This window comes from Arthrobacter pityocampae (assembly GCF_002927275.1).
Taxonomy (GTDB): domain Bacteria; phylum Actinomycetota; class Actinomycetes; order Actinomycetales; family Micrococcaceae; genus Arthrobacter_D; species Arthrobacter_D pityocampae.
In genome coordinates, this window is the sequence record NZ_PRKW01000001.1 from 52502 (window position 1) to 63870 (window position 11369).

16 protein-coding genes are annotated in these 11369 nt (G+C 68.3%); 8 read left to right on the plus strand and 8 right to left on the minus strand.

Going from position 1 to position 11369, the window contains the following annotated elements; translation table 11 throughout:
* Nucleotides 1-77: 77 nt before the first annotated feature.
* The 4 genes from C4K88_RS00325 to C4K88_RS00340 are packed head-to-tail and all read left to right on the plus strand — an operon-like array spanning nucleotide 78 to nucleotide 3087.
* Nucleotides 78-1007, plus strand: coding sequence for a metal ABC transporter substrate-binding protein (locus C4K88_RS00325; protein WP_241521633.1), 930 nt, complete (start codon nucleotides 78-80; stop codon nucleotides 1005-1007).
* Nucleotides 1000-1785: a metal ABC transporter ATP-binding protein gene (locus C4K88_RS00330; protein WP_241521634.1), complete on the plus strand. Its 786-nt coding sequence runs from the start codon at nucleotides 1000-1002 to the stop codon at nucleotides 1783-1785. Before C4K88_RS00325 ends, C4K88_RS00330 begins: the two co-directional genes overlap by 8 nt.
* A gap of 29 nt (nucleotides 1786-1814) precedes the next feature.
* Nucleotides 1815-2759, plus strand: coding sequence for a metal ABC transporter permease (locus C4K88_RS00335; RefSeq protein ID WP_104120264.1), 945 nt, complete (start codon nucleotides 1815-1817; stop codon nucleotides 2757-2759).
* Entirely contained in the window at nucleotides 2737-3087 is a 351-nt protein-coding gene (locus tag C4K88_RS00340; protein WP_241521635.1) for a Fur family transcriptional regulator, read from the plus strand. The genes C4K88_RS00335 and C4K88_RS00340 overlap by 23 nt, the downstream gene beginning before the upstream one ends.
* A gap of 156 nt (nucleotides 3088-3243) precedes the next feature.
* On the opposite strand, the gene C4K88_RS00345 is transcribed toward C4K88_RS00340, so the two are convergent.
* On the minus strand, nucleotides 3244-3549 hold the full coding sequence (locus C4K88_RS00345; protein WP_104119674.1) for a DUF1540 domain-containing protein: 306 nt from the start codon (nucleotides 3547-3549) through the stop codon (nucleotides 3244-3246).
* Between the two features lie 654 nt (nucleotides 3550-4203).
* On the opposite strand from C4K88_RS00345, the gene C4K88_RS00350 reads away from it, so the two are divergent.
* Complete coding sequence (locus C4K88_RS00350) at nucleotides 4204-4587, plus strand: phage holin family protein (RefSeq protein WP_241521636.1); 384 nt, start codon at nucleotides 4204-4206, stop codon at nucleotides 4585-4587.
* A gap of 22 nt (nucleotides 4588-4609) precedes the next feature.
* Here the strand turns inward: C4K88_RS00350 and C4K88_RS00355 are convergent, their stop codons facing one another.
* From C4K88_RS00355 to C4K88_RS00365, 4 genes are all read right to left on the minus strand, one after another.
* Nucleotides 4610-4786 (minus strand): CsbD family protein, encoded by a 177-nt coding sequence (locus tag C4K88_RS00355; protein WP_104119676.1) that lies wholly within the window; start codon nucleotides 4784-4786, stop codon nucleotides 4610-4612.
* A 148-nt stretch (nucleotides 4787-4934) separates the two neighbouring features.
* Nucleotides 4935-5087 carry a hypothetical protein gene (locus tag C4K88_RS17670; RefSeq protein ID WP_241521637.1) on the minus strand — a complete coding sequence of 51 codons (153 nt, stop codon included), beginning with the start codon at nucleotides 5085-5087 and terminating at the stop codon, nucleotides 4935-4937.
* Between the two features lie 57 nt (nucleotides 5088-5144).
* Nucleotides 5145-6422: an MFS transporter gene (locus tag C4K88_RS00360; RefSeq protein ID WP_241521638.1), complete on the minus strand. Its 1278-nt coding sequence runs from the start codon at nucleotides 6420-6422 to the stop codon at nucleotides 5145-5147.
* Nucleotides 6423-6639: 217 nt separating this feature from the next.
* Nucleotides 6640-7164, minus strand: coding sequence for a DUF6326 family protein (locus C4K88_RS00365; protein ID WP_104119677.1), 525 nt, complete (start codon nucleotides 7162-7164; stop codon nucleotides 6640-6642).
* Nucleotides 7165-7326: 162 nt separating this feature from the next.
* On the opposite strand from C4K88_RS00365, the gene C4K88_RS00370 reads away from it, so the two are divergent.
* Both C4K88_RS00370 and C4K88_RS00375 read left to right on the plus strand, forming a co-directional pair.
* The gene (locus tag C4K88_RS00370; protein WP_104119678.1) at nucleotides 7327-8475 is read left to right on the plus strand and encodes a sensor histidine kinase; all 1149 of its coding nucleotides are present in this window, start codon (nucleotides 7327-7329) and stop codon (nucleotides 8473-8475) included.
* Entirely contained in the window at nucleotides 8472-9119 is a 648-nt protein-coding gene (locus C4K88_RS00375) for a response regulator (RefSeq protein WP_104119679.1), read from the plus strand. The genes C4K88_RS00370 and C4K88_RS00375 overlap by 4 nt, the downstream gene beginning before the upstream one ends.
* Nucleotides 9120-9446: 327 nt before the next feature.
* On the opposite strand, the gene C4K88_RS00380 is transcribed toward C4K88_RS00375, so the two are convergent.
* The gene (locus C4K88_RS00380; RefSeq protein ID WP_104119680.1) at nucleotides 9447-9860 is read right to left on the minus strand and encodes a VOC family protein; all 414 of its coding nucleotides are present in this window, start codon (nucleotides 9858-9860) and stop codon (nucleotides 9447-9449) included.
* Between the two features lie 96 nt (nucleotides 9861-9956).
* The gene (locus tag C4K88_RS17025) at nucleotides 9957-10136 is read right to left on the minus strand and encodes a hypothetical protein (RefSeq protein ID WP_146065570.1); all 180 of its coding nucleotides are present in this window, start codon (nucleotides 10134-10136) and stop codon (nucleotides 9957-9959) included.
* Nucleotides 10137-10223: 87 nt separating this feature from the next.
* Between C4K88_RS17025 and C4K88_RS00385 the strand changes: the two genes are divergently transcribed.
* A complete protein-coding gene (locus C4K88_RS00385; RefSeq protein WP_104119681.1) occupies nucleotides 10224-10505 on the plus strand; it encodes a hypothetical protein in 282 nt (93 codons plus the stop codon).
* A gap of 16 nt (nucleotides 10506-10521) precedes the next feature.
* Here C4K88_RS00385 and C4K88_RS00390 read toward each other — a convergent pair whose 3' ends face one another.
* Nucleotides 10522-11235 carry a TetR/AcrR family transcriptional regulator gene (locus C4K88_RS00390; protein ID WP_104119682.1) on the minus strand — a complete coding sequence of 238 codons (714 nt, stop codon included), beginning with the start codon at nucleotides 11233-11235 and terminating at the stop codon, nucleotides 10522-10524.
* Nucleotides 11236-11369: the final 134 nt, after the last annotated feature.

The window sequence follows — 11369 nt, forward strand, 5'->3', positions numbered from 1 at the left end:
CCATCACGACCTTCCCGGCGGTCTCGGTTGCTTCGAGGCCGCCGGGTCTGGTTGTACCTACCCTGATGAGGACACCGATGATGACCGCACTGCGTCGCTCACTAGCTCTACCCGTCGCCCTGACCGCACTGATCCTGTCCGGGTGCGGCGCCGCCGACGACACCGCTGAAGGTGGCGTTGCGGGTGATGGGGCGTCCCTGGACGCGCTGGCATCGTTCTACCCCCTGCAGTTCGTGGTGCAGACCGTCGGAGGGGAGGCCGTGGACGTCGGTTCCGTGACACCAGCGGGGGCCGAGCCCCACGACCTGGAACTCTCCCCCGCGATGGTCAGTGATCTGGCCGATGCGTCCGTCGTCGTATATGCCTCCGGCTTCCAGCCGGCCGTCGATGCAGCCGTGGAACAGACAACCCCGGACCACGCCCTGGACGTCGCCGGGTCGGCGGACCTGCAGACAGGTAACGGGACCAGCCTCGGCGGCGAGTCAGCTGACTCAGCGGATCCGCACTTCTGGCTCGACCCCCAGCGCCTGGCCGCGGTCACCGAGCAGGTCCAGGACACGCTCAGTGAGATCGATCCGGCCAACGCAGAAACATATGCGTCCAACGCCGACCAGCTCACCCAGGACCTGGCAGCACTCGACGAGGAATACACCACCGGCCTGGCCACCTGTGAGCGGCGCACGATCGTCGTCTCCCATGAAGCCTACGGATACCTGGCCAGCCGGTACGATCTGGAGCAGACCGGCATCGCCGGAATCGACCCCGACGCAGAACCCGCACCCGCCCGGGTGGCCAAGATCCAGCGGGTGATCGAGGGCGAGGACGTGACGACGATCTTCACCGAGTCTCTCGTAAACCCGAAAGTGGCCGAGACGATCGCCGCCGATCTAGGGGTCCGGACCGCCGTGCTGGATCCCCTGGAAACCCTCGCCGACCCTGGCACCGACTACCTGTCCGTCATGCGCAGCAACCTCACTGCGCTGCAGGAGGCACTGGGTTGTGAATAGCCCCACGACGGCCGTGCTGGTCGAGGATCTCTCGGTCGACCTCGGGACGGGTCCGATCCTCGACGGGATCGACCTGCAGGTGCCCGACGGGCGGGCGCTGGCCCTGCTCGGCGCCAACGGGTCGGGCAAGACCACCCTGGTGAAGGCCCTGATCGGACTGGTGCCGCCGGCCTCCGGTCGGGTGAGTCTCTACGGAACGGAGGTCTCGGCCCGCAGGGCCGTGCCCTGGTCTCGCATCGGATATGTCCCCCAGCGCGTCAACACCAGCCCCCCGATGGCCGCAACCGCCGAAGAGGTCGTGCTGTCAGGGCTGCTCACCGGCCGGCGCCTGCGCCCAGGACCGGGAAGTCGCGGGCGGGTACGGGACGCCCTCGCGGAGGTGGGCCTCGCCGACCGGGCGGGAGAGAGCGTGCACCTGTTCTCGGGAGGTCAGCAGCAGCGTGTCCTCATCGCACGGGCCCTCATCCGGAAACCGGACTTGCTGATCATCGATGAACCACTCTCAGGGATTGATCGAGCGTCCAAGCTTGCCCTCGCCGCCAGCCTGCAGCGACTCCGCAGCGCCGGAACCACCATCATCGTGGTCCTGCACGAACTGGCCGAACTGGGCCCCCTGATCGACCGCGCGGTGACACTGGACCAAGGGCGAGTGATCCAGGACGGAGCCCCACCATCGGCCCCCTCGGACGACCCTGGCCACCACCACCCGGACACGCTCCAAGGTGCCTTCATCCACCGGCACCCGGTCCCCGACCTCAGGGCACGGTGGCGACTGTGACCGCAGAATTCTGGGACACGTTCGCCGCCATGCTCGGCAGCCCACTGATGCAGCGAGCCCTGCTGATTGCCGTGCTGGTCGGAACCGCGGCACCGGTCATCGGGACCTACCTGGTCCAGCGACGCCTGGCCCTGCTGGGCGATGGCATCGGACACGTGGCCCTCACCGGTGTGGCCATGGGATGGCTTGCCGGCGCCGGAGCAGGCAGCGCATCCGTGGAAGCGTGGGCGGTACCCGGGGCGGTCGTCGCCTCCATCGCCGGTGCCCTGCTCATCGAATACGTCCGGGAGAAAGGCACCAGCAGTGCCGACGTCGCCCTCGCCCTGCTGTTCTACGGGGGCATCGCCGGCGGGGTGATCCTGATCGGCCTCGCCGGCGGAACGTCCGCGAACCTGACCGGATACCTTTTCGGCTCCATCTCGACCGTGGACGAGCTGGATGTCTGGCTGACCGCCGGGTTGGCCGCACTGATCCTCGGAGTGGGACTCGGCCTTCGGCCGGCCCTCTTCGCCCTGTGCCACGACGAGGAGTTCGCCCGGGCCAGCGGACTGCCCGTCCGCGCCCTGAACATCATCGTCGCGATCACCGCAGCACTGACCGTAGCGATCTCCATGCGGGTCGTCGGCGTGCTCCTGGTCTCAGCGCTCATGATCGTCCCGGTCGCCGTCGCCCAACTGCTCGCGGCATCCTTCCGGCGCACCATGGGTGTCGCGATGGGGCTCGGCGGCACCGTCTGCGTAGTCGGACTCTCCATCACCTACTTCCACCCCTTGTCTCCGGGCGCGACCATCACCATGCTCTCCATCGGCCTCTACGCCGTCCTCGCCGTCACCCGGCCACTCATCCGGCCGTCCACGAGGCACCGCAAGCCTCACCGAGGCGCGACTATCAGCCCTCGACCCGCGGAAAGGACGGTCGATCATGCGTACCACCCGGCGCCGCACAGCACTCATGGACCTCCTGACGAGCAGTGACCGCTTCCAATCCGCCCAGGAGCTACACACAGCCCTCGCCAGGCACGGCGAACCATTGGCCCTGTCCACCGTCTACCGGGCGCTGCAGCACTTCGTCGACAGCGGGGACGTTCACGTCTTCCACGCAGCAAACGGCGAAACGCTCTACCGCCGCTGCACTAGACCGGACCACCACGGCCACCTGATCTGCCGTCTCTGCGGGAAGACCGAAGAACTAAAAGCGGCTACCGTCGACATCTGGTCAGCCGATCTCGGCCGCACCCTGGGATTCGACGAGATCTCCCCCGTGACCGAGATAGTCGGCACGTGCCAGGACTGCGCTGTCTGAAGCAACGAGCCACCCCTGGCTCGTTTCTTCAAGAGCCATGGCCAACGAGCGACGTCGAACCTGTCGATGACCGCACGGCTCCCGCGGGCCCGAGGCCAGTCGACGTCCGCGGGGCAGAGGGGTCCGTGCCATTTCGGCCGGCAGGTACTGCTCGCCTCAGGCGCGCGTGTAGGTGAGGCAGTCGGCGGCGTCCGCGCCGGGGCCCACCCTGATGGCCGGCGCTCCGCACAGCAGGTCGTGGTTGTACCGGCACTCGGAGCGCTGGCAGGCGCCCACGTGCGCGATGATCTTCGGCAGCCCCCCGCTGACGGCGGTATCGATGAACGTCGCGCACGAGGCATGATCCTCGCTGCCGGATACGGTGATGGCGACGGCGTTGCAGCCGTTGTGATTGAACGAGCAGGCGCGGACGCTGCACTCGGTGACGCTGGGGCTGTCCGTGACGCTGATCATGTCGGTCATGAGTCCTCCTGGCTGATCCGAGGAGGCGGCCCTCGGGCCGCCGTCGTGGTGGATCCCACGAGGGTAACCCCGCGCCGGACCGACAATTTAGTCATGATTTCGGTGCGCAACGAGCAAAGGTAAGCCTCACCCACCGCCCGACGGCCGCTTCACGCGCCGATCCCGAAAAGCCGCCGCGTCGCCAACGACTCCCGGCCCGACGATCAGCACCTGCGCGAATCGTCGGGCCGGGCCACTGCGGCGTCGGGCCCTCGCGATCATCGCGTGGCTCCTCGTGCTTCGATCGTTGCGCCGCCGGCGTCCAGAACCTCGGGCGTCGACCCACCGCCGAAGCTGCTCGGCGATGTGCTGACCACGGGCCGGCATCCGTTCCCAGCGCACGTGCGGGGTGGACTCACAGACATGACCAGGTCCATTCGTACACCTGGAAGCGTGCGAGTGACCATGGTCGGCGCGGCCCTGATCGACGATCGGACCCTCCTCATCGCGACGAGCATCACCTGCCCGGCAGGACTGCTGAGGCCGCTGCTCCGACATCGAGCCGGCGACCCCGGCCGATCAGAGTCACCCGAAGCAGGCGAGGCGTGATCGCTCGAGAGTCGGGAGCCTAGGACGAAAGGCTCGACACGATCGGATGTCGGTATGATTCGTTTCTTGATCCACGTTGTGATCAATCTCGCGACGGCAGCAATCGGGTTGCTCCTGGCAGGCTGGATCGTGCCGGGTGTGGTGCTGCAGCCGAGTGGTTTCCTCGTCGCTGTGGTCGTCTTCGCGCTCGCCCAGGGGGTGCTCGGACCGTTCGTGTTCAACATGGCCCGTCAGTATGCGGCGCCCATCCTCGGCGGCATCGGCCTGGTCACCACGCTGATCGCCTTGACCATTGCCTCATGGTTCGACGGCGGGCTCACCATCAGTGGCTTCATGGCGTGGGTGGGTGCGACTCTCCTCGTCTGGATCGTGACTGCACTTGGCGGCTGGATTCTGGCGTGGCTGTTCATCACCCGCCGTAGCGAGAAGAAGAGCAAGACCGCCCAGTAATCTCCGTACCCGTACCGGGCCGTCAGCGCTTCCTGAAGGCGTCCTTCACCTTCTCAGCGGCCTGCCTCAGGTTCGCCTTGACCTGGTCGCTCCGTCCCTCGGCCTCGAGCTTGTCGTTTCCCGTCGCCTTGCCGGTGACTTCCTTGGCCCTGCCGACGAGCTTCTTCGCCGCATTCTTGATCGTGTCGCGCAGACTCATGATGCCCTCCTTGTGCGTGCCGGCCCGGCGGCTCGACGAAGGACCACGATGTCATGTGGTCGGCCTCGGGTGCAGGGGCGAGAGCCCTGTTTCGGTACCGGTGGCACGCGGCTGATCGTCCGCGCTGGGCGCCTGCGTCCTTGCTCGGTCAGGACGGCGACCCGTCCTCGCCGCGAGCCTCACGGAGGGCGCCGGGAGCAGACGGGGTGCCGTCGACAGCGCAGTAGGTGGGGTGGTCGCTGTCCGACAGGGTGGGGTTCCGGATGGTGACAGCGGCGAGAATGCCGCTGAGGACCAGCACGACCGCCCCGATGACGCAGGCGGTGTCGAATCCTGCCTCGAAGACCTCGGGGTTGCTTTAGGCGTCGCCGGTCAGTCCGACGGCGGCCGGCAGGACGGCGATTGCCATCAGACCCGCGGCCCGGGCCACAGCGTTGTTCACGCCGGAGGCCAGTCCGGCCTGGCCCTCCGGCACGGCGGACAGCGCCGTCGATGTAAGGGGAGCAACGAGCAGTGACAGGCCGAGGCCGAGCACGATCACCGACGGCAGCACGTCGACGAGGTAGGACGCGTCCGGCCCGATTCGGAGCATGAGAACGAGTGCCGCAGCACACAGCAGTGGTCCGACCGTCATCGGGAGCCTCGGCCCGATCCGGGAACTGAGCGCACCCGCGCGGGGGGACAGGACGAGCATCAGTGCCGTGATGGGCAGCATCGCAATCCCGGACGCCAGCGGACTGAATCCCGCCACGACCTGGAGGTGGACGACGAGCAGGAAGAAGATGCCGCCGAAGACACCGTAGATGAGGAAGGTGACGGCGTTCGCCGCGCTGAACTGCCGATTGTCGAAGATCCGCAAGGGAAGCATCGGGTGCTCGGCCCGCCATTCGACCACGAGGAAGGCCACGGCGGCGGCGAGGCCCACCGCTCCTGAGGCGAGGACGGCCGGGGACCCGACCCCCTCGGTGGGCGCCGCGATCAGGGCGTAGGTCGTGCCGGCGAGTGCCAGCGCCCCGAGGACGGCTCCGGCAAGATCGAGCCGGCCGGTCGCGTCGACGTCACGCGTTTCGGGGACGTGCCGTGCCGCGATCCAGATGACGGCGGCGGCGATGGGGATATTGATGAGGAAGATCCAGCGCCAGGAAGCGCTCTCCACGAGCCAGCCGCCGAGGAAGGGTCCGACGGCGGTCGCCACACCGCCGAGTCCTGACCAGGCACCGATGGCGCGTGCGCGGTCCTCGCCGGCAAAACTTGCCTGGATGATGGCGAGACTGCCGGGCGTGAGCAGGGCCCCTCCGACCCCCTGCAGAGCGCGTGCCGCGATGAGCAGGTCGGCATTAGCGGCCAGGCCACACAGCAGGGATGCCACCGCGAACCAGACGACGCCGACGACGAAAATACGTCGCCGCCCGAACCTGTCGCCCAGGGAACCGCCGAGGAGGATGAAGGCGGCAAGCGTCAGGGTGTAGCCGGTGACCATCCACTGGAGAGCTGCGAAGTCGGTGCCCAGGTCCGCGCCGATGGTCGGCAACGCGATGTTGACGACCGTCGCGTCGATCCCCGCCATGCCCGACCCGAGCACTGTTGCCAGCAGGATCCACCGTCCGGAGGCCGTCTTCACACGGATCTCGCTCATCACCCACCCTCCGTCCAGGTCCTACCGCCGCACCGGCACACGGAAAGCGTGGCACCGTTCTCGCGCCGACGCCATGACCGGTCCGGATCCACCGGCCTGGTCATGGCGTCGAGGGAAGCGGGGACCACCGTGGTGATCTTTCCGACCCCGAACCCGAGCGGTGTTTCCCCGCCGGGCGCGTCGTCGGCCGCCATCCATCTGCCGTGAGTGCCGGGGGTCAGGCCTGAAGCGGCGTATGGTGCGGCTCGCTGTCGCGACCGGGTGCCATGGTTGTCGGCGATGGAGCGCGACGAGGCCAGGTCCAGGCGGAGCGCAGGATGTAGGCCAGGAGCAGCACCTCGATGCCGATGGAGATGCCGTAGAAGGCGGCCCACTCCCAGGTGGCCCCTGCCGCGTTGAACATCGAGTAGGGGATCAGGAGCGACGCGACGACGAGGTTCGTGGCGCGGTTGACCCGGGCGGGCAGCGTCATGGAGAGCACCACCATCAAGGCCGGGATCGACACGGACACGAGGAAGACGGTCAACAGCGTCGCACTGATGTCGAACTCCCAGACGAGGCCGTTCAGGATGCCGTCGACGACTCCGGGCTTGTAGAAGTTGAAGACGTCGACGTAGAGGTAGAGGAACATGAAAGTGGTCCACGCTGCGGCGATCCTGGCCTGCACGGGCATGCGCCGGTCCTCCAGCGGGGAGCGGGACTGCGGGTCCTGCAGCCCGGGGTGGGATCGAGGTGTTCTCATGAGAAGCTCCGTTCGCCTTGGTTGGATAGGTGCTTCCACCTTCACGCGTGCCGGCGTCGGGCACATCGGCCCGGGGGCCTGATCCGACCTGCCCGTTGGCACAACCGAACTCCTGTACTTCCGGCTGATCCCCCGAACACGCGGGCTGCCTAGACTGACCAGATGGCCACCAACCCACTGCACGCGCTGTGGGCCGGACCTCGACCGACGCACCCCCGGGACCGGGGGCCGCGGGACTGGGTCCTGGTCGCAGTACTGATCTGCTGGTCCCTGGTGGAAGCAGCGCTGCGCCAGGACATGGCGCCGGGCCCGCTGCTGCTCATCGCTGCGCTCGCGGTCCTCGGCCCCCTGCTGTGGCGACGCACGCACCCGCTCGTCGCAGTCGAGGTCGCCTTCGGCACCCTGACGATCATCGACGTCGTCAGGATCCTCACCGGGGTGCAGGGTGCTCTGCCCTCGAGTGTCTCGGCGACCCTGATCCTGACCTACGCCCTGATCCGGTGGGGCTCCGCGCGGGAAGCCACTGGCGGCCTCGGGGTGATCCTGCTCTGGCTGCCCATCACCTACATCGCCGAGGATGCCGGCCTGTGGGAGGCTGTCGCAGGGTACGCGATCTTCCTGTTCGCAGCGACGCTCGGCGCCGCGATCCGCTATCGCGAGAAGATCCGCAGCCGCGACATCGACCAGGCCAAGGCCCGCGAGCGCGAACAGCTCGCGCGCGAGCTCCACGACACGGTGGCCCACCACGTCTCGGGCATCGCCATCCAGGCCCAGGCAGGACGCGCCGTCGCAGCCTCCCACCCCGAGCGCGCCGTCGAGGCTCTTGCCATCATCGAGGACGCAGCGACCCGGACCCTCACCGAGCTGCGCGCCATCGTCGGCGTGCTCCGCGCCTCCCAGGACTCCGAGTTCGCGCCGCAACCCGGCGTCGCCGAGGTCGAGCAGCTCGCCACCGATGGCCGGACGCGTCCCCACGTCACGGTGACCCTGTCCGGGGAGTTCGACGACCTCAGCCCGGCGGTCGGGGCCGCGATCTACCGCCTCGCCCAGGAGTCCGTCACCAATGCTCGACGGCACGCCCGCCACGCGACTGAGGTCATCGTCGCCGTCTCCGGCGACGCCGACCGGATACGGCTGACCATCGATGACGACGGTTCCTCCGTTGCCGGCGGTCGCGCCGCGACAGGCTTCGGCCTGGTGGGGATGCGGGAACGCGTCTCCCTGCTCGGGGGGACCTTCGACGCCGGTCCCGCCGCCGAGCGGGGCTGGCGGGTGGAGGCGGTCCTGCCCCGAACCGGGACGCCCCGATGAGCATCAGGGTCCTCATCGCCGACGACCAGCCCATCGTGCGCTCCGGCCTGACGATGCTGCTCGACGCCCAACCCGACATCGACGTCGTCGGCGCGGCCGCCGACGGGCGCGAGGCCGTCCGTCTGGCGCTCCAGCTGCGCCCCGACGTCGGCCTGTTCGACATCCGCATGCCGCTGATGGACGGCATCGAAGCCACCCGTCGTCTCGCCGGCCCCGATGTCACTGACCCCCTGCCGATCGTGGTCATCACCACCTTCGACCTCGACGAGTACGTCCACGGTGCACTCAAGGCCGGCGCCCGCGGGTTCCTGCTCAAGGACGCCGGGCCCACCCTGCTGACCCAGGCCATCCACGCGGCCGCGGAGGGAGACGCGCTGATCGCACCGAGCGTGACCGTCAGACTGCTCGCGGCATTCGCCCACGCGCGGACCTCACCAGCGAGGCAGCCGATCGAACCACTCACCGCCCGCGAGGAGGAAGTCCTCGTGCCTGTCGCCCGCGGGCGGACGAACAACGAGATCGCCGGCGAGCTGTACATCACCCCGAGCACCGTGAAGGCCCACGTCGCCAGCCTCATGCGGAAGCTCGGCGCCCGGAACCGCGTGGAGGTCGCCATGTGGGCCCACGAGACCGGCCGGATCTGACGCTGCAAAGCGACTCACCGCCGTCGTCCCCGACTGCCTGGGATGTGACGGCTGCCAGGTACGTTCCATGGCCATGAGCAGGGGCTCGCGGCACAGCCCACAGGATTGCGCCTGATCTCGCTCAGCGGCCCCAGGATCGAACGGACGAGGCCGGCGATTCCGAGGTACTCGCCTGGATTCATTCGGTCCTGCCGCGCGTTCGGTGCGAAGTGTTGGTGGTCCTGCGTCGCTGTTGCCCTTCTTCATGGGTCTGCTTCTCCACGAAGCCCGAGGGATGTGCCCGCACCCCATCGTCTGCTGAACGTGCCGGAGGGACTCGAGTCTGGTTCAGGCTACGAAGATGCAGAACGGATGACCGGCTGGGTCCGCGTAGACGTAGAGCGGCTCATCGGGGTCGTCCGTGTGGTCGAAGAGGAGCTCAGCTCCCAGGATCAATGCTCTGGAGTGGTGAACGGCGAGTGTTTCCCGGTCAGAAACGGTGAGGTCGAGGTGCATCTGCATCGGCACATCGGGTGCGGGCCATGTTGTCCGCTTGAGGTGATCGACGTGCTGGAACGCGAGTTTCCGTTTGCCGTCGGCGTCGGTCAGCACGAGCCAATCGGCGTCATCGGCCTGCCCCTCGGCGGGAGGTTCGTCTCCTGGTCGGTACCCGAGTCCGAGAAGCCGGCGGTAGAACTCCGCCAGTCCTCGTACATCGGTCGTGTCGAGGACCGTGTGGAGCAGCTGCGGATATCCGGTCATGGGGTGAGGCTAACCGTCAAGCACGGTTTCTCACCACAATCGCGCGTGTCAGGGGTCGAGGCTGTCACACGTTAATTGTGGAAGCGTGCATCACCGTCAGGCGGACAGGACCGATTGGAGGCGGCCCGCCGAGGCGTCACCGTACGAACAGGGGTGGGTGGCCCCGTGTTCTTCGTCCGGGCCGATGCCCGAACGGACTTCTTCTTCTGTACAGCACTGCTCGGGCAGCTTCTTCAAGGCTTCGATGTTCGATGAGCCACCGAATACCCAGATCACGTACGTTATGCGCCTCGGCCCCGGCGCGGTCGTAGGATGGGCTACTCCCCCGCCTCCCTTGCCGTCACCGTTCGGAGGGACGAACCCATGACCGACCTGCAGTGCCCGGCGACCGCGATCCTCCTCGCCGCCGGCGCCGAACCGCCATCGTGGCTCGAGCGCCGCAGGGTCGCCGCCCGCTTCGACCTGACGGACCCCTGTGACGTGTCCGCCGTCGTCGAGGAAACCGCGGACCGGTTCCGTGGAGAGACGTTCGTCGTGGCGGCTCCATCCGGAGCCATCGCCCTCGCCCTCCGCCGGTGGGGGTTGCCCGGTGGGCCGCCGCTGCTCGTGGACGTCGACTCGGACGGCTGGCGGCCTGCGCCCTGACCGTCGGCGCCGGGCGCTACGCCCGCGCGGATGTCCACCCGCGGGCATGGAGGCCCTCGATGCCGTCCAGCAGCAGGTCGAGGGCGAACTCGAACTCGAACTGGTCGTCGCACCCGCGCCCGACTACACCGTCGTCGTCGTGCGCGGACGCCATCGCGATCCGGAGGACGTTCGGGAACCGCCGGGCCATCTCCTCGAGCTGCCCCGCATCGGGCGGGGGTGAGGCCGACGACGACGGGCCCGCCGGCCCGCCCGTATCCGGGGCGTCGAAGAGCTCCTGGGTGAAGCCCCACATGCGGCTGCCCAGCGCGTGCATGACGTGGTGCGTCAGGTCCACGGAGAATCCGCGCTCGAGGAACATACCGATGAACGAGTCCGTGTAGGCGAGCACGGCCGGGGTCCTGGTGGTGCGGGTCTCGAGGACCTGGCGTGCCCAGCGGTGCCGCAGGAGCACGGTCCGGGCGGAGAGGATCCTGCTGCGGACGGTGGTCCTCCAGTCCTGCCCCTCGAGCGCCGGGTCGATCTCGGCCACGATCACATCCACCATGCCGTCGAGCAGGTCCTCCTTGCCGGAGACGTGCTTGTAGAGGGCCATGGGCACCACCCCGAGGGCCTCGGCGAGGGTCCGCATGCTCAGCCTCCCCACGCCCTGCTCGTCCGCGAGTGCGACGGCCGCACCGAGGACCGCCTCCCTGTTGAGGGGCGCCCGCGACGTCCTGCGTCCTGCCATGTGTCGACCATCTCCTCGTTCCCGACCCCGCCAGCCCTTGACGGGTGTACAACGTACACCTAGGCTGAAGCCCACGAAGTGTACACCGTACACTTTACGCCTGTCGGGGATCGGGCCGAGATCACCGGCACAGC

Excerpts from the sequence above, each read along its gene's own strand:
- C4K88_RS00335 (WP_104120264.1), top strand. The coding sequence starts at position 1,815 with ATGCTCGGCAGCCCACTGATGCAGCGAGCCCTGCTGATTGCCGTGCTG.
- C4K88_RS00345 (WP_104119674.1), bottom strand. The coding sequence starts at position 3,549 with ATGACCGACATGATCAGCGTCACGGACAGCCCCAGCGTCACCGAGTGC.
- C4K88_RS00340 (WP_241521635.1), top strand. The coding sequence starts at position 2,737 with ATGGACCTCCTGACGAGCAGTGACCGCTTCCAATCCGCCCAGGAGCTA.
- C4K88_RS00385 (WP_104119681.1), top strand. The coding sequence starts at position 10,224 with ATGACCGACCTGCAGTGCCCGGCGACCGCGATCCTCCTCGCCGCCGGC.
- C4K88_RS00370 (WP_104119678.1), top strand. The coding sequence starts at position 7,327 with ATGGCCACCAACCCACTGCACGCGCTGTGGGCCGGACCTCGACCGACG.
- C4K88_RS00375 (WP_104119679.1), top strand. The coding sequence starts at position 8,472 with ATGAGCATCAGGGTCCTCATCGCCGACGACCAGCCCATCGTGCGCTCC.
- C4K88_RS00325 (WP_241521633.1), top strand. The coding sequence starts at position 78 with ATGATGACCGCACTGCGTCGCTCACTAGCTCTACCCGTCGCCCTGACC.
- C4K88_RS00390 (WP_104119682.1), bottom strand. The coding sequence starts at position 11,235 with ATGGCAGGACGCAGGACGTCGCGGGCGCCCCTCAACAGGGAGGCGGTC.
- C4K88_RS00360 (WP_241521638.1), bottom strand. The coding sequence starts at position 6,422 with ATGAGCGAGATCCGTGTGAAGACGGCCTCCGGACGGTGGATCCTGCTG.
- C4K88_RS00380 (WP_104119680.1), bottom strand. The coding sequence starts at position 9,860 with ATGACCGGATATCCGCAGCTGCTCCACACGGTCCTCGACACGACCGAT.
- C4K88_RS00365 (WP_104119677.1), bottom strand. The coding sequence starts at position 7,164 with ATGAGAACACCTCGATCCCACCCCGGGCTGCAGGACCCGCAGTCCCGC.
- C4K88_RS00355 (WP_104119676.1), bottom strand. The coding sequence starts at position 4,786 with ATGAGTCTGCGCGACACGATCAAGAATGCGGCGAAGAAGCTCGTCGGC.